Consider the following 15,765-nt stretch of genomic DNA (forward strand, 5'->3'; position numbering starts at 1 on the left):
GGAATGCGCCGAAGGCGGTCGATAGAATCGCCCACCGCTTTTCCGGGATGACCCCTTGTCCGATCGCCTGCCCGTCCTGCCCCAGTACCTGTTTCCCAAGCAGGCGCTGACCCATTTCGCCGGCTGGGTCGCGGGCAAGGAACGCGGTGCCGTCACGACGTGGATCATCAAGCGCTTCGTGGCGAAGTACGACGTCAACATGGACGAGGCGCTCGACAGCGACATCGCGAGCTACCCCAGCTTCAACGCATTCTTCACGCGCGCCCTCAAGCCCGGGGCGCGTCCGCTGGCGCAGGCCGACCTGATCTCGCCGGTCGACGGCGCGATCAGCCAGTTCGGACCGATCGAAGGCGACCAGATCTTCCAGGCCAAGAACCATCGCTACACGACCACGGCGCTGGTCGGCGGCGACGCAAAGCTCGCGGCGCAATTCGCGCACGGCAGCTTCGCCACGCTCTACCTGAGCCCGAAGGACTACCACCGCATCCACATGCCGTGCGACGGCCGGTTGCGGCGGATGATCTACGTGCCGGGCGACCTCTTCTCCGTCAATCCGACGACGGCCCGCGGCGTCCCCGGGCTCTTCGCGCGCAACGAGCGCGTGGTGTGCGCCTTCGACACCGCGAAGGGGCCTTTCGTGCTGGTGCTCGTGGGCGCGACCATCGTCGGCAGCATGGCGACGGTGTGGCATGGCGTGGTCAATCCACCGCGCGGCGGCGAGGTCCGCGAATGGCAGTACGCCGACTCGCAGGTCGTGCTGCGGAAAGGCGACGAGATGGGCCGCTTCCTGCTTGGGTCGACCGTCGTGATGCTCTTCCCCGCTCCGGCGCTGGATTTCAATCCGGCGTGGGCGCCGGCACGCCCCGTCCGGCTCGGAGAGGCGATGGCCACCTACCCGGCGCGCTGAAGTGCCGGGGCTGCAGCCCGCAGCCTGCTTGCCGTTACAGCTATAAAACTTGTAGCAGGCGCCCTTCTGGGCTATAGTCGCCGGCCGTTTCGCGTGGTCACCAACCAGTCACAAAAAAGAAGCGGGCGGCGCGGCGCGCTGCCCGGCCGCCGAGCCCGAGGAGATGAAGTCGATGAGTAGCAAGGAAAACGCAGCCATCAGCCAATTGCTTGCGCTGCTGGAGGCCCGCTACGCGCTGCGCGTCCTCTGGGCCTTGCGGGATGGGCATGCGCAGACCTTCCGCCTGCTGCAGGACAGCGTCGGCAGCATCACCCCGAACACGCTCAACACCCGGATCAAGGAGTTGCGCGAAGCCGGCCTCGTCAACCATGGCAGCGAGGGCTACAGCCTGACCCTCAGCGGGCAGGACCTGCTCAAGCGGCTGTCCGACCTGCAGGCCTTCGCCGGCAAATGGCAGCAAGGCCAGGTGAAAAAGGCGCCACCTCCGCCCCCTTCCGCGCCCTAGCAGCGGCGGCGCCGTGATGGAGGGGCTCCGCCGGATCGTTAAACTGCGCGGTTTCCTTCCTCAATCCCCAAGGAGCGCTCCATGCCCACCACTCCCTCCGGCCTGCAGTACGAAGACACCACGGTCGGCGACGGCGCCGAAGCCAAGGCTGGCCATCACGTGCATGTGCACTACACCGGCTGGCTCTACAACGACGGCGTGCAAGGCGCCAAGTTCGATTCGAGCCGCGACCGGAACGATCCTTTCGCCTTTTCGCTCGGCGCCGGCCAGGTCATCAAGGGCTGGGACGAAGGCGTCGCGGGCATGAAGATCGGCGGCAAGCGCACGCTGATCATCCCGGCTTCGCTCGGCTACGGCGCGCGCGGTGCAGGCGGCGTGATCCCCCCCAACGCCACCCTGAAGTTCGACGTCGAACTCCTCGACGCCCACTGACAAGTTCGGGCTTTGCCCGACTTCCCGAAATGCGCCGTTACAGGCGCATTTTTTTGCTTGAAAACACCTGTGCAGGCCTCAAATGGCTGCCTATTGTTCGTTTTCACTGTTTTCCGGCGTGGCCGCCGGCTTTTTGAGCATGACTGACCCGCAAAACCACCAAGAAAATCCACAGACCCTCCAGGGCGAGCCCAGCCCCGAAGAGTTGGAGGCCGCACAGGCCGCGAACGAAGCCGACGCGCTGGCAGCGGCCCAGGCCGAGATCGCCGCCCTGAAGACCAGGAACGCCGAACTGTCGGACCAGTTCCTTCGCGCCCAGGCCGACGTGCAGAACGCGCGCCGACGCGCAGACGAGGAAGTGAGCAAGGGCCGCAAGTTCGCGATCGAGGGCTTCGCCGAAAGCCTGCTGCCGGTGCTCGACAGCCTCGAAGCCGGCCTGGCGATCCAGGACGCCACGACGGAACACCTGCGCGAAGGCACCGAAGCCACCCTGCGCCAACTCAAGAGCGCGCTGGAGCGCAACAAGGTCATCGAAATCGCGCCCGCGGCCGGCAGCAAGTTCGATCCGCACCTGCACCAGGCTATCTCGGTGGTGCCGGCACCGGGCCAGGAGCCCAACACCATCGCCAACGTCCTGCAGAAGGGCTACACGATCGCCGACCGCATCCTGCGCCCCGCCCTCGTGACCGTCAGCAGCCCGAGCTGAGAGCCAACAAGAAACCCACAGGAAATCCCCGCTTCGTCCCTTGAATCGACCCGGGTTATCCACAAGTTCACAACAACCTCATTTCAGATCCCAGGAGAAACAACATGGCCAAAATCATCGGCATCGACCTCGGCACCACGAACTCGTGCGTGTCGATCATGGAAGGCAACACCACGCGTGTGATCGAGAACTCGGAAGGCGCCCGCACGACGCCTTCGATCGTGGCCTACCAGGAAGACGGCGAAGTGCTGGTCGGCGCCTCGGCCAAGCGTCAGGCAGTGACCAACCCCAAGAACACGATCTACGCGGTGAAGCGCCTGATCGGCCGCAAGTTCGAGGAAAAGGAAGTGCAGAAGGACATCGACCTGATGCCCTACACCATCACCAAGGCCGACAACGGCGACGCGTGGGTCGAAGTGCGCAACAAGAAGCTCGCGCCGCAGCAGATCAGCGCCGAGATCCTGCGCAAGATGAAGAAGACCGCCGAAGACTATCTCGGCGAAGCCGTGACTGAAGCCGTGATCACCGTGCCGGCCTACTTCAACGACAGCCAGCGCCAGGCCACCAAGGACGCCGGCCGCATCGCGGGCCTGGACGTCAAGCGCATCATCAACGAACCGACGGCGGCCGCGCTCGCCTTCGGCCTCGACAAGCACGACAAGGCCGACCGCAAGATCGCCGTATATGACCTCGGCGGCGGCACCTTCGACATCTCGATCATCGAGATCGCGGACGTCGACGGGGAGAAGCAGTTCGAAGTGCTGTCGACCAACGGCGACACCTTCCTGGGCGGAGAAGACTTCGACCAGCGCATCATCGACTACATCATTTCCGAGTTCAAGAAGGACCAGGGCGTCGACCTGAGCAAGGACGTGCTCGCGCTCCAGCGCCTGAAGGAAGCGGCCGAAAAGGCCAAGATCGAGCTGTCGAACAGCGCCGCGACCGACATCAACCTGCCCTACATTACGGCCGATGCCTCGGGCCCGAAGCACCTGAACATCAAGCTCACGCGCGCCAAGCTCGAAAGCCTGGTCGACGAGCTGATCGAACGCACCATCGCCCCCTGCCGCACCGCCATCAAGGATGCCGGCGTCAGCGTGTCCGACATCAGCGACGTGATCCTGGTCGGCGGCATGACCCGCATGCCCAAGGTGCAGGACAAGGTCAAGGAGTTCTTCGGCAAGGAACCGCGCAAGGACGTGAACCCCGATGAAGCCGTGGCCGTCGGTGCCGCCATCCAGGGCCAGGTGCTCTCCGGCGATCGCAAGGACGTGCTGCTGCTCGACGTGACCCCGCTGTCGCTCGGCATCGAGACCATGGGTGGCGTGATGACCAAGATGATCACGAAAAACACCACGATCCCGACCAAGTTCGCGCAGACCTTCTCGACCGCCGAGGACAACCAGCCGGCCGTGACGATCAAGGTGTTCCAGGGCGAACGCGAGATCGCCTCGGGCAACAAGCTGCTCGGCGAGTTCAACCTCGAAGGCATTCCGCCGGCTTCGCGCGGCACGCCGCAGATCGAGGTGAGCTTCGACATCGACGCCAACGGCATCCTGCACGTCGGCGCCAAGGACAAGGGCACCGGCAAGGAAAACAAGATCACCATCAAGGCGAACTCGGGCCTGTCGGAAGACGAGATCCAGAAGATGGTGAAGGACGCCGAGCTCAACGCGGCCGAGGACAAGAAGAAGGTCGAGCTGGCCCAGGCCCGCAACCAGGGCGAAGCCATGGTCCACAGCGTGAAGAAGTCGCTCGGCGAGCACGGCGCGAGCCTGGATGCCGCCGAGAAGGAAAAGATCGAAGCCGCGCTCAAGGACGTCGAGGAAGCCCTCAAGGGTGAAGACAAGTCCGCGATCGAGGAAAAGACCAACACGCTGATGAGCGCCAGCCAGAAGCTCGGCGAGAAGATGTACGCCGACGCGCAGGCCGCGGCCGGCGCAGCAGGCGGCGCGGCGGGCGCTGGCCCGGAAGCTGCAAGTGCCCCGGCGGACGACAACGTGGTCGACGCCGAAGTGAAGGAAGTCAAGAAGGGCTGACCCTCACGCCCTGACACGAGGCTGGACCCGCTGCAAGGTGGTCCAGCCTTTTCCGCTTCCTGACCCTGCTTCCTGACGACGACTCCGCCCGACCCCGACCATGGCCACCAAACGCGACTACTACGAAACCCTCGGCGTTCCCAAGAACGCGAGCGAGGAGGAAATCAAGAAGGCTTATCGCAAGCTTGCGATGAAGCACCACCCTGACCGCAACCACGGGGACTCCAAGGACGCGGAGACCAAGTTCAAGGAGGTCAAGGAAGCGTACGAAATGCTGTCGGACGCCCAGAAGCGCGCCGCCTACGACCAGTACGGCCACGCCGGCGTCGATCCCAACATGCGCGGCGGCCCGGGCGCGGAAGGCTTCGGCGGCTTCGCGGAAGCCTTCGGCGACATCTTCGGCGACGTGTTCGGCCAGCGCGGCGGCCGCCAGGGCGGCGGGCGCCAGGTCTTCCGCGGCAGCGACCTGAGCTATGCGATGGAGATCACGCTCGAGGAAGCTGCCGACGGCAAGGACGCGCAGATCCGCATCCCGAGCTGGGACGATTGCGGCACCTGCAAGGGCACGGGCGCCAAGCCCGGCACCAAGGCGATCACCTGCACGACCTGCCACGGCCAGGGCGCCGTGCAGATGCGCCAGGGCTTCTTCAGCGTGCAGCAGACCTGCCCGACCTGCCACGGCTCGGGCAAGATCATCCCGGAACCGTGCGCCACTTGCCACGGCCAGGGGAAGATCAAGAACAACAAGACGCTGGAAGTGAAGATCCCGGCCGGCATCGACGACGGCATGCGCATCCGCAGCACCGGCAACGGCGAGCCCGGCACCAACGGCGGGCCGCCCGGCGACCTCTATATAGAGATCCGGCTCAAGAAGCACGACCTGTTCGAGCGCGACGGCGACGACCTGCATTGCGTGGTGCCGGTGAGCATCACGACCGCGGCGCTGGGCGGCGAGATCAACGTGCCGACGCTCAAGGGCGCGGCGGCGATCGACATTCCCGACGGCACCCAGAGCGGCAAGCAGTTCCGGCTGCGCGGCAAGGGGATCAAGGGCGTGCGCTCGACCTACCCGGGTGACCTGTACTGCCACGTGCGTGTCGAGACACCTGTGAAGCTCACCGAGCACCAGCGCAAGCTGCTGAAGGAACTCGACGAGTCGCTCAAGAAGGGCGGCGAGAAGCACAGCCCGACGGACAAGGGTTGGTTCGACAAGGCGAAAGAGTTCTTTAGTTAGTGGGCTCGCCACCAGGCTGCGCGCACTTCGTGTCGCTTCGCCTACCCCCTGCCGGGGGCAACACCTGCGGCCCGGCTGAGCCGGTTCCGCGGTGTTTCACCAACGGCCTGGCTTGCCGGCCCTTCGGATCAGCTGCGGATGATTTCGAAGCCGCCCTGTTCGCGGAGGCAGCGGGATCGTGGGCCGGCGACCAGTTCGACGAAGCGGCGGGCTAATGCCGGTTCGCTTGCCGTTGCGCTCACTGCGGCGGAATAGATGGTCGCCAGTTCGAACGCTTCGGGCAGTGCGCCTACCAATGTGATGCCCGGCGTGTACTTGATCTCTGTGATCTGGGTGCAGCCGATGGCGCCGGGGCGGGGGTCGGCTGCAAGCTCGCGCATTGCGGTGGCGCCGTTCGGGAAGGTGCGCAGGCGAGACGAAACGACGTCGGCGATGCCCAGTTTCTCCAGCATCGCGGCGAAGTGGATGCCGGCAGTCGAGCGCTTCGCGTCGGGGAAATAGATCGACGTCGCGGCGAGGAGGCTGGATTTCAGGGTCTCGGGCGTCGAGATGTCGGGCAACGTTTCGCCCTCCCTCACCGCAACGCCGGTGCGCACGCGGCCCAATGCGGCTTCCGAGCCCGGCAGGAGGCGGCCTTCGGCCTGCAACGCGGCGATCATGGTCTCGGTGACGATCATCACGTCGCAGGCCTCGCCGGCGAGCAGTGCTTCCTTCATCGCGCCGACGGCGCCGAAACGCCCCTCGACCTTCGCGCCGGTCAATTCAAGGAACACGCCCTGCAAGGCCTTGACCAGGCCCTGCGCTGCGCCTGCACAAAGAATGTTCATTGATCGGCCTTTGCGCCCGAGATCTTCACGATGCCGGACCATTTCTCGATGTCTCCGTTCATGTAGCGCGTGAAGTCGGCCACGTTCATGGTCAGCGGCGTGGCGCCCTGCGCCTTCCATGCGCGGACCACCTCCGGGTTCGACACGATCTTCACGACCTCGGCGTTCAGCCTGTCGACGATGGCGACAGGCGTTCCCTTGGGGGCCATCAACCCCAGCCAGATCGTGGCTTCGTATTTCGGCACCCCGGCTTCGTTGACCGTCGGCACGTCCGGCATCACGCCGGAGCGTGACAGTCCGGTGGTCGCCATCGCCTTGACCTTGCCGCTGCGGACGTGCTCCGTCATGGTCGGCACCGCATCGAACATCATGTCGACCTGGCCGCCCAGGACGTCCGTGCGCGCGCCCGCGCTGCCTCGGTAAGGAATGTGAAGGATGGACACGCCGGCCATCGCCTTGAAAAGCTCGCCGGCCATGTGGTACGGCGTGCCCGGGCCGGACGACGCATAGGAAAGCGCGCCGGGCTTCGACTTCGCCAGCGCGATCAACTGGCCCAGGTTGTTGACCGGCAGTCCGCTTCGGGTCACCAGCACCAGATCGGAGTAGTTGATGGCGGCGACGGGCACGAAATCGCGCATGAGTTGGAACGGCTTGTTCGGGATCAGCGATTCATTGACGGTGTGCGCGTTCGACATCAGCAGGAGCGTGTAGCCGTCCGGCGGACTTTTCGCGACGGCGTCCGTGCCGATCACCGAACCGGCGCCGGGCCGGTTGTCCACGACGAATCCCTGGCCGAGCGCTTCCTGCAGGCGCGTGGCGATGAATCGCGCATACACGTCGGCCGGTCCGCCGGCGGCGAACGGAACGACGACACGCACCGGGCGCGACGGGTAGTCCTGCGCGGCGACCCATGGCGCCACCGCAAGCAAGGCGACGGCGCACCATCGCCGCTTCGCGCGCAGACTTCCAGCCCACGATGTCTTCACGGTTGTCTCCAGGCAGTGGGACGCGAATCGCCGTCCGGGTGGGGCATTGATTGGTTTAGATTGGTATCCACGCATGCCAATCGAAAACCAATATAGCGACCGCTGCCTGCGGGGTCAATGGAGGGCCGGGTTTGTCCGCAAGGGGCCGCGCGCCGTCTCAGTAACCGAGCAGATTGCGCCGTACGTGCACCAGGTGCCCGATGCAGAGCTCGCCCGCGCGTGCGCCGTCGCGATCCTTCAGGGCGGCGACCAGTTCCCGGTGTTCGCGCTGGTAGTCGAGGCGACGCTCGGGTGTCGCACCCCTGCGCTTCAGCATTCCCCACTCGCTTTGGGCGCGCACCTCGTTCATGCGCTGGAAGACAGTCGAGATGAAGGCGTTGTGCGCGGCATCGGCAATGGCCTCGTGCAGTCTGCCATCCCAAAGTTCGAACTCTTCGATCGTGCCGGCGGCTTCGCCCCTGTCGCAGCAAGTGTCCATTCGGTCGAAGTCAGCCTGGGTGGCGTTGCCGATCACCATCGCGATGATCGCGGGTTCGAGCACGAGGCGGGCGCTCATCAACTCCGCGGGGCTGGTCGCGAGCGGCGAACCGCCGTGGGTGATGTCCGCCAATGCCTGCGTCACCTCGTCGCTGACGTAGGTGCCGCTGCCCACCGTCTGCGTGATGAGTCCCTTGAGTTTCAGGTCGGCAAGAACCCGGCGAACGGTCGACCGGCTGAGGCCGTACTGCCCGCTCAACTCCCGCTCGGTCGGCAGCCGGTGGCCGGCTCGCCATGCGCGCGATTTGAGGTTCTCGAGAATGGTTTCCCGAAGGGTCAGGGCACTGTGCACGGTTGCGAGACTGAAGGTTGAAAGGTGGACGCGCCGATCGTAGCAACCCGACCCGGCGCAAGCTCTATTGTGCCCTTGGTATCGGATTGGTAGCATTTGGTCGACATTCAGGAGATCATTTTGCGCATTGCTACATATCAATATCAAGGCCGTCGACAGGTCGGCCTTGTTTCGGACGACGGCGCGACCGTTCGGGCGTTTCAGTTCGACGCCCCCCGAACCCGCCGGGGCGCGCTGTCCCTCATCGAGGAACGCGCTTCGGGGGCCACACAACTGCCGCCGAGCGGCGAGCCCGTCCCGTTGGGCGAGGTCAGGCTCGAAGCGCCGCTGCCCATGCCGCGCCGCAACATCTTCTGTGTGGGCCGCAACTACCACGCGCACGCCAAGGAGTTGTCCGATTCCGTCTTCAAGAACAGCGCCGCCAAGACCGATTCCTGGCCCATCGTCTTCACCAAGGTTCCGGAGTGCGTGGTCGGCCCGGACGACGAAGTCCGCCTGCCGGGCGACGCCATCTCCGCCCAGATCGACTACGAAGCCGAACTGGCCGTCGTCATCGGCAAGGGCGGCCGCAACATTTCGCGCGATGACGCGCTGTCTCACGTGTTCGGCTACACCATCGTCAACGACGTGACCGCACGCGACGTGCAGATGCGCCACCAGCAGTGGGACCTCGGCAAGTCCTTCGACACTTTCTGTCCGATGGGGCCGTGGATCGTGACCGCCGACGAACTGGACGGCACCCGCACCCGGGTGCGCTGCTGGGTCAACGGGGAACTGCGGCAGGACGGGCAGACCACCGACCTCATCTTCGACATCCCGACGCTGATAGAAACCTGCTCGCGCGGCATCACGCTCCATCCCGGCGACGTGATCGCGACCGGCACGCCGGCCGGCGTCGGCATGGGGCTGTCGCCACCGCAATACCTGAAGACGGGCGATGTGGTCCGTATCGAGATCGACGGAATCGGCACCCTGGAAAACCGGTTCGCCTGAACCGCGCCCTCGCCCAGACGACACAACGGAGACAAGACAAATGCATGAACCACGACGCGCGCTGCTGCGCGCCGCGCTCCTGGCGGCCGCGTGCTGCGCGACCACCGCCGCTTTTGCACAGGGCGGCTGGCCCGAAAAGCCGATCACGATGATCGTGCCCTTCCCGCCCGGCGGCGTGGCCGACACGGTCGCGCGGCCGGTGGCCGAAGCCCTGTCACGCGAACTCAAGCAGCCCGTCATCGTCGAGAACCGCGCCGGCGCGGGCGGTGCGGTCGGCATCGGCTTCGTGGCTCGCGCGCCGGCCGACGGCTACACGGTGCTGTTGAGCCTGTCGTCGATCTCGATCCTTCCCGAAGCTGACGCGATCCTGGACCGCAAGCCGGCCTACCAGATGAACCAGTTCAAGCCGATCGCGCGCTTCACCGCGGATCCGACCGTGCTGGTCGTCCGCGCCGACGCGCCGTGGAAGACGCTCTCGGAGTTCATCGCTGACGCACGCGTCAAACCCGGCACTTACAACTACGGCAGTTCGGGCAACTACGGCACCATGCACGTGCCGATGGAGATGCTGAAGAACTCCGCCGGATTCCGGATGACGCACATTCCGTACACCGGCGCAGGCCCCGCCATCGTCGCGCTGCTGTCGGGCCAGGTGGACGCGGTGGCCAGCGGGCCGTCGACGGTGGTCCAGCAGATCAAGGCCGGCAAGCTTCGCGCCCTGGCGCACTGGGGTGACAAGCCGCTGGCCGCACTGCCCGACGTGCCCAGTCTGGAGCAGGCAGGCTACAAGGTGAAGTTCGCGCAGTGGTCGGGGCTCTTCGTCCCCGCGGCGACGCCCGACGACATCGTACGCAGGCTGCGCACCGCGTCCGCCAAGGTCGCCGTGGACCCCGCCGTGGTGCAGGTGATCGAGCGCGCCGGCAGCCCGCTGGCCTACCTCGATGCGCCCGAGTTCCAGACCTACTGGGATGCCGATGCGAGCACGATGACCGATGCCGTCCGGAAGATCGGGAAGGTCGAGTAGAGCCGTGCGCCAAAAGGCGTATGACCTGTACGGAAAAGGCGGCCCCGACGGCCGCCTTTATTCGTTGCGTCCGGTGGCTTGTGAATATTGCACTGCGATTGTCGCGCTTTGCGAGTTTGTCCGTAGGCCGGAGGCGAAGTACGCGCGTTCGATGTAAAACAGACAATGAAGAATATGGAAAGAACGGACACGCGCTGATGACGATTCCCGACACCGTCGCGAGCCGCGCGCGCACCAGGATGCAGGTGGAGCGGTCTGCCGCACACGCCCCGTCTTGCGATTGTTTCGACCGCTGCAAGCGGCCTTTCCATGAACTTTTTCTGCTTCTTGTTGTTCTTAACCGAAAAGCAAGAAAAGCAATTTGCTCGACGCGTTGTTTGTTCTATGCTTTGATCAAGTTCCTGCTTGAGGAGTTAATCCAAAGCGTGCACACATCACCTGGCACCATTCCTGCGAACGATGCAACGTGTGCAGCACGGAAACTCCGGGCAGCGCCCCGCTGACTCGATGGAGGTGTCTATGGATGTCATCAGCAACTTCGCCGCTCGTTACGAGCGTACGCGCGAAGAGGTCCTGTCCCTGCAGGAATATCTTGAGATCTGCAAACGGGAGCCCATGGCGTACGCCACAGCGGCCGAACGCATGCTCGAGGCCATCGGTGAACCCGAATTGGTGGACACGCGCAACGACCCCCGGCTGTCGCGCATCTTCGCCAACAAGGTCATCAAGATCTACCCGGCCTTCCGCGAGTTCTACGGCATGGAGGACGCCATCGAGCAGGTGGTGTCGTACTTCCGGCATGGCGCGCAAGGGCTGGAAGAAAAGAAGCAGATCCTCTATCTGCTGGGCCCGGTCGGTGGCGGCAAGAGCTCGATCGCCGAGCGCCTGAAGCAGCTCATGGAGCACGTGCCCTTCTATTCGATCAAGGGTTCGCCGGTCAACGAAACGCCGCTCGGCCTGTTCGATGCGGCCGAAGACGGCGACATCCTCGAAAAGGAGTACGGCATCCCTCGCCGCTACCTCCAGCGCATCCTCTCGCCCTGGGCGGTGAAGCGACTCGAGGAATTCGGCGGCGACATCCGCAAGTTCCAGGTCGTGAAGCGCTATCCCTCGGTGCTGCGCCAGATCGCCGTCGCGAAGACCGAGCCCGGTGACGAGAACAACCAGGACATCTCCTCGCTGGTCGGCAAGATCGACATCCGCAAGCTCGAGGACTACGCGCAGGACGACCCCGATGCCTACGCCTACTCCGGTGGTCTCTGCCTGGCCAACCAGGGCCTGCTGGAGTTCGTCGAAATGTTCAAGGCGCCGATCAAGGTGCTGCATCCGCTGTTGACGGCGACCCAGGAAGGCAACTTCAAGGGCACCGAAGGCTTCGGCGCCATTCCGTTCGACGGCATCGTGCTCGCGCACAGCAACGAGAGCGAATGGAAGGCCTTCCGCAACAACAAGAATAACGAGGCTTTCCTCGATCGCATCTACATCGTCAAGGTGCCGTACTGCCTGCGCGTGTCGGAAGAGATCAAGATCTACGAGAAGCTGGTGCGCAACTCGTCGCTCGCGGCAGCGCCCTGCGCACCCGGCACGCTGCGGATGATGGCGCAGTTCTCGGTGCTCACGCGCCTGAAGGAGCCGGAGAACTCCAGCATCTTCAGCAAGATGCAGGTCTACGACGGCGACAACCTGAAGGACACCGACCCCAAGGCGAAGTCCATCCAGGAGTACCGTGACTACGCCGGTGTCGACGAGGGCATGAGCGGCACCTCCACCCGCTTCGCGTTCAAGATCATCTCCAAGGTCTTCAACTTCGACAGCAGCGAGGTCGCGGCGAACCCGGTGCACCTCATGTATGTGCTCGAACAGCAGATCGAGCGCGAGCAGTTCGCGCCCGAGACGGAGCAGAAGTACCTGTCCTACATCAAGGAGCTGATGGCGCCCCGCTACGCGGAGTTCATCGGCAAGGAGATCCAGACGGCGTACCTCGAAAGCTACTCCGAGTACGGTCAGAACATCTTCGACCGCTACGTGACCTACGCCGACTACTGGATCCAGGATCAGGAGTACCGCGACCAGGACACCGGCGAAGTCTTCGATCGCGGATCGCTCAACGCCGAACTCGAGAAGATCGAGAAGCCGGCGGGCATCAGCAACCCGAAGGACTTCCGCAACGAGATCGTGAACTTCGTGCTGCGCGCGCGCGCGGGCAACGCGGGCAAGAACCCGCTGTGGACCAGTTACGAGAAGCTGCGCACGGTGATCGAGAAGAAGATGTTCTCCAACACCGAGGAGTTGCTGCCCGTCATCAGCTTCAATGCCAAGAGCAGCGCTGACGAACTCAAGAAGCACGAGGACTTCGTCAATCGCATGGTGCAGAAGGGCTACACCGCCAAGCAGGTGCGTCTGCTGTGCGAGTGGTATCTACGCGTTCGCAAGAGCTCATGATGAGCTGAAGGAGTTCCGGCCGTGGCCATGCTGCAGCAGATCATCGACCGCCGGTTGTCGGGCAAGAACAAGTCCATCGGCAACCGCGAGCGTTTCCTGCGGCGCTATCGCGAGCAGATCGGTGAAGCCGTGCGCCGCGCCGTCAGCGGTCGCGGCATCCGCGATCTCGAGCAGGGCGAGGACATCACGCTGCCCAAGCGCGACGTGTCCGAGCCGGTGTTCGGCCATGGCCAGGGCGGCGACCGCGAGTACGTGCATCCGGGCAACAAGGAGTACGTCAAGGGCGACCGCATCGAGCGGCCGCAAGGCGGCGGCGGATCGGGCAGCGGCTCGAAGGCCGGCGACGGCGAAGGCGGCGAGGACGACTTCGTCTTCCGCCTGACCAAGGAAGAGTTCATGCGGGTCTTCTTCGAAGACCTCGCCCTGCCCCACCTGATCCGCACGCAGCTCGCCGAAGTGCCGGAGTGGAAGAGCCACCGCGCCGGCTTCGTCAGCGACGGCAATCCGAGCAACCTGCACGTGGTGCGCTCGATGCGCGGCGCACTGGCACGGCGCATCGCGCTCGGCGGCGATTCACGGCGCGAGATTCGGGAGCTCGAGGCCCACCTGCTGCACCTGCAGCGCAGCCCCCGCGCATCCGACGCCCTGGTGCAGCGCGAGATCCGCGAGACCGAGGCCAAGCTGGAGGAACTCCGCACCAAGGGGAAGCGCGTGCCCTTCCTCGACCCGATCGACCTGCGCTACCGCAACCGCGTGAAGGTGCCGGTGCCGTCCGCCAAGGCGGTGATGTTCTGCCTGATGGACGTCTCGGGCTCCATGGACGAGGCGCGCAAGGACATGTCCAAGCGCTTCTTCATGCTGCTGTACATGTTCCTCACGCGGCACTACGAAAAGATCGATCTCGTCTTCATCCGCCACCACACGCAGGCGGCCGAGGTCACCGAGGAAGAGTTCTTCCATGCCACCGAGACCGGCGGCACCGTGGTCTCGAGCGCGCTGACGCTGATGAACGAGATCATCCGCGCCCGCTACCCCAGCAACGAGTGGAACATCTACGGCGCGCAGGCCAGCGACGGCGACAACTGGCATCAGGACAGCGGCCGCTGCCGCGAACTGCTGAGCGAGCACCTGCTGCCGGTGGTCCGCTACTACGCTTACGTGCAGGTGGCCGAGGCCGAGCAGAACATGTGGGAGGAATACACCCAGCTGGTCGGATCGCACAAGAACTTCGCGATGCGCAAGGTGGCGGACGTGCAGGACATCTATCCGGTGTTCCGCGACTTGTTCAAGAAAGAGAGGGCCCAGGCGTGAACGAAAAGACCCGCACTCCGTTGCCCAGCCCCTCGGACTGGACCTTCGAGCTGATCGAGCAGTACCACACCGAGATCGCGCGCGTGGCGCGTGGCTACAAGCTCGACACGTACCCCAACCAGCTCGAGATCATCACGGCCGAGCAGATGATGGATGCCTACGCTTCGGTCGGCATGCCCGTCATCTACCGCCACTGGTCCTACGGCAAGCAGTTCATCTCCACCGAAAAGAACTACCGCCGCGGCCACATGGGGCTGGCCTACGAGATCGTGATCAACTCCGATCCGTGCATCGCCTACCTCATGGAAGAGAACACCATGGCGATGCAGTCCCTGGTGATCGCCCATGCCGCCTATGGCCACAACAGCTTCTTCAAGGGCAACTACCTCTTCAAGATGTGGACGGACGCCTCGTCCATCATCGACTACCTCGTCTACGCCCGGAACTACATCAGCGAGTGCGAGGAGCGCCACGGCGTTTCCGCCGTCGAGGACCTGCTGGACTCCTGCCACGCACTGATGAACCACGGCGTCGACCGCTACCGGCGCCCCCAACGCCTGTCGCTCAGCCAGGAACAGGCGCGCCGCGAGGACCGGGAGCACCATCTGCAACAGCAGGTCAACGACCTCTGGCGCACCGTGCCCCGCCGCGGCGGCCGCACGGCCGAGGAGGAAGAGGCCTCCAAGCGCTTTCCGGCGGAGCCGCAGGAGAACCTGCTGTACTTCATCGAAAAAAATGCACCATTGTTGGACCCGTGGCAACGCGAAGTGGTGCGTATCGTGCGCAAGATCGGGCAGTACTTCTATCCGCAGCGCCAGACGCAGGTCATGAACGAGGGCTGGGCCACCTTCTGGCACTACACCCTGCTCAACACGCTCTACGACGAAGGCCTGCTGGCCGACGGCTTCATGATCGAGTGGCTGCAGTCGCACACCAACGTGGTGTTCCAGCCGCCCATCGGCCATCGCGCCTACAGCGGCATCAATCCCTACGCCCTGGGATTCGCGATGTACACCGATCTCCGGCGCATCTGCGAAAAGCCGACCGAAGAGGACAAGCGCTGGTTTCCCGACCTGGCGGGTTCGGATTGGAAGACGTCGCTCGATTACGCGATGCGCAATTTCAAGGACGAGAGTTTCGTCGGCCAGTTCCTCTCGCCCAAGCTCATGCGCGATTTCCGCTTTTTCGCGGTGCGCGACCAGGAAAGTGAATCCGAGCTCGAGGTTTCGGCCATTCACGACGACAGCGGCTACCGCCAGCTGCGCGAATCGCTCTCGCGCCAGTACGACCTTAACCATCGCGAGCCCAACATCCAGGTGTGGAGCGTCAACCTGCGCGGCGACCGGTCGCTCACGCTGCGCCATACGCAGCACAACAACCGCCCGCTGCACGACGATTCACAGGAAGTGCTCAAGCACGTGGCGCGACTGTGGGGCTTCGATGTGCACCTGGAGAGTGTCGACAACCAGGGCCGCGTGACGCACCGCAAGGTGCCCGGGCCGCAGTCGGCCTAGCCTCGCGCCTGCCGGA

General features: G+C 64.5%; 14 protein-coding genes. 11 read left to right on the plus strand and 3 right to left on the minus strand.

Annotated features, from left to right (window positions below):
- Positions 1–55 precede the first annotated feature (55 nt).
- The 6 genes from asd (at position 56) to dnaJ (ending at position 5,823) form a co-directional block, all read left to right on the plus strand.
- Entirely contained in the window at positions 56–907 is an 852-nt protein-coding gene (gene asd, locus ACSFBL_RS09685) for an archaetidylserine decarboxylase (RefSeq protein WP_435515558.1), read from the plus strand.
- A 172-nt stretch (positions 908–1,079) separates the two neighbouring features.
- Positions 1,080–1,412 (plus strand): winged helix-turn-helix transcriptional regulator, encoded by a 333-nt coding sequence (locus ACSFBL_RS09690; RefSeq protein WP_435515559.1) that lies wholly within the window; start codon positions 1,080–1,082, stop codon positions 1,410–1,412.
- Positions 1,413–1,493: 81 nt separating this feature from the next.
- Positions 1,494–1,844: an FKBP-type peptidyl-prolyl cis-trans isomerase gene (locus ACSFBL_RS09695; RefSeq protein ID WP_286666068.1), complete on the plus strand. Its 351-nt coding sequence runs from the start codon at positions 1,494–1,496 to the stop codon at positions 1,842–1,844.
- A 139-nt stretch (positions 1,845–1,983) separates the two neighbouring features.
- Positions 1,984–2,550 (plus strand): nucleotide exchange factor GrpE, encoded by a 567-nt coding sequence (gene grpE, locus ACSFBL_RS09700; protein WP_435515560.1) that lies wholly within the window; start codon positions 1,984–1,986, stop codon positions 2,548–2,550.
- 104 nt (positions 2,551–2,654) lie between these two features.
- Positions 2,655–4,589: a molecular chaperone DnaK gene (gene dnaK, locus ACSFBL_RS09705; protein ID WP_435515561.1), complete on the plus strand. Its 1,935-nt coding sequence runs from the start codon at positions 2,655–2,657 to the stop codon at positions 4,587–4,589.
- A 100-nt stretch (positions 4,590–4,689) separates the two neighbouring features.
- Positions 4,690–5,823 (plus strand): molecular chaperone DnaJ, encoded by a 1,134-nt coding sequence (gene dnaJ / locus ACSFBL_RS09710; protein ID WP_435515562.1) that lies wholly within the window; start codon positions 4,690–4,692, stop codon positions 5,821–5,823.
- Positions 5,824–5,951: 128 nt separating this feature from the next.
- On the opposite strand, the gene ACSFBL_RS09715 is transcribed toward dnaJ, so the two are convergent.
- The 3 genes from ACSFBL_RS09715 to ACSFBL_RS09725 form a co-directional block, all read right to left on the minus strand.
- Positions 5,952–6,692: a molybdate ABC transporter substrate-binding protein gene (locus ACSFBL_RS09715; protein ID WP_435515563.1), complete on the minus strand. Its 741-nt coding sequence runs from the start codon at positions 6,690–6,692 to the stop codon at positions 5,952–5,954.
- Positions 6,647–7,636: a tripartite tricarboxylate transporter substrate binding protein gene (locus ACSFBL_RS09720; RefSeq protein ID WP_435515564.1), complete on the minus strand. Its 990-nt coding sequence runs from the start codon at positions 7,634–7,636 to the stop codon at positions 6,647–6,649. The genes ACSFBL_RS09715 and ACSFBL_RS09720 overlap by 46 nt, the downstream gene beginning before the upstream one ends.
- A 157-nt stretch (positions 7,637–7,793) precedes the next feature.
- On the minus strand, positions 7,794–8,465 hold the full coding sequence (locus ACSFBL_RS09725; RefSeq protein ID WP_435515565.1) for a FadR/GntR family transcriptional regulator: 672 nt from the start codon (positions 8,463–8,465) through the stop codon (positions 7,794–7,796).
- 120 nt (positions 8,466–8,585) lie between these two features.
- On the opposite strand from ACSFBL_RS09725, the gene ACSFBL_RS09730 reads away from it, so the two are divergent.
- The 5 genes from ACSFBL_RS09730 to ACSFBL_RS09750 all read left to right on the plus strand — a co-directional run bounded on the left by ACSFBL_RS09730 (position 8,586) and on the right by ACSFBL_RS09750 (position 15,749).
- Positions 8,586–9,458, plus strand: a complete 873-nt coding sequence (locus ACSFBL_RS09730; RefSeq protein WP_435515566.1) for a fumarylacetoacetate hydrolase family protein — start codon at positions 8,586–8,588, stop codon at positions 9,456–9,458.
- Between the two features lie 40 nt (positions 9,459–9,498).
- Positions 9,499–10,482: a tripartite tricarboxylate transporter substrate binding protein gene (locus ACSFBL_RS09735; RefSeq protein WP_435515567.1), complete on the plus strand. Its 984-nt coding sequence runs from the start codon at positions 9,499–9,501 to the stop codon at positions 10,480–10,482.
- Between the two features lie 519 nt (positions 10,483–11,001).
- Positions 11,002–12,924, plus strand: coding sequence for a PrkA family serine protein kinase (locus ACSFBL_RS09740; protein WP_435515568.1), 1,923 nt, complete (start codon positions 11,002–11,004; stop codon positions 12,922–12,924).
- A 27-nt stretch (positions 12,925–12,951) separates the two neighbouring features.
- A complete protein-coding gene (locus ACSFBL_RS09745; RefSeq protein WP_435515918.1) occupies positions 12,952–14,235 on the plus strand; it encodes a YeaH/YhbH family protein in 1,284 nt (427 codons plus the stop codon).
- Complete coding sequence (locus ACSFBL_RS09750; RefSeq protein ID WP_435515919.1) at positions 14,121–15,749, plus strand: SpoVR family protein; 1,629 nt, start codon at positions 14,121–14,123, stop codon at positions 15,747–15,749. The genes ACSFBL_RS09745 and ACSFBL_RS09750 overlap by 115 nt, the downstream gene beginning before the upstream one ends.
- The last annotated feature ends 16 nt before the right edge of the window (positions 15,750–15,765 follow it).

Source organism: Variovorax glacialis (genome assembly GCF_051216375.1).
GTDB lineage: Bacteria > Pseudomonadota > Gammaproteobacteria > Burkholderiales > Burkholderiaceae_C > Variovorax.

Excerpts from the sequence above, each read along its gene's own strand:
- ACSFBL_RS09715 (WP_435515563.1), bottom strand. The coding sequence starts at position 6,692 with ATGGTCCGGCATCGTGAAGATCTCGGGCGCAAAGGCCGATCAATGAAC.
- ACSFBL_RS09740 (WP_435515568.1), top strand. The coding sequence starts at position 11,002 with ATGGATGTCATCAGCAACTTCGCCGCTCGTTACGAGCGTACGCGCGAA.
- ACSFBL_RS09690 (WP_435515559.1), top strand. The coding sequence starts at position 1,080 with ATGAGTAGCAAGGAAAACGCAGCCATCAGCCAATTGCTTGCGCTGCTG.
- grpE (WP_435515560.1), top strand. The coding sequence starts at position 1,984 with ATGACTGACCCGCAAAACCACCAAGAAAATCCACAGACCCTCCAGGGC.
- dnaJ (WP_435515562.1), top strand. The coding sequence starts at position 4,690 with ATGGCCACCAAACGCGACTACTACGAAACCCTCGGCGTTCCCAAGAAC.
- ACSFBL_RS09745 (WP_435515918.1), top strand. The coding sequence starts at position 12,952 with ATGCTGCAGCAGATCATCGACCGCCGGTTGTCGGGCAAGAACAAGTCC.
- ACSFBL_RS09695 (WP_286666068.1), top strand. The coding sequence starts at position 1,494 with ATGCCCACCACTCCCTCCGGCCTGCAGTACGAAGACACCACGGTCGGC.
- ACSFBL_RS09735 (WP_435515567.1), top strand. The coding sequence starts at position 9,499 with ATGCATGAACCACGACGCGCGCTGCTGCGCGCCGCGCTCCTGGCGGCC.
- dnaK (WP_435515561.1), top strand. The coding sequence starts at position 2,655 with ATGGCCAAAATCATCGGCATCGACCTCGGCACCACGAACTCGTGCGTG.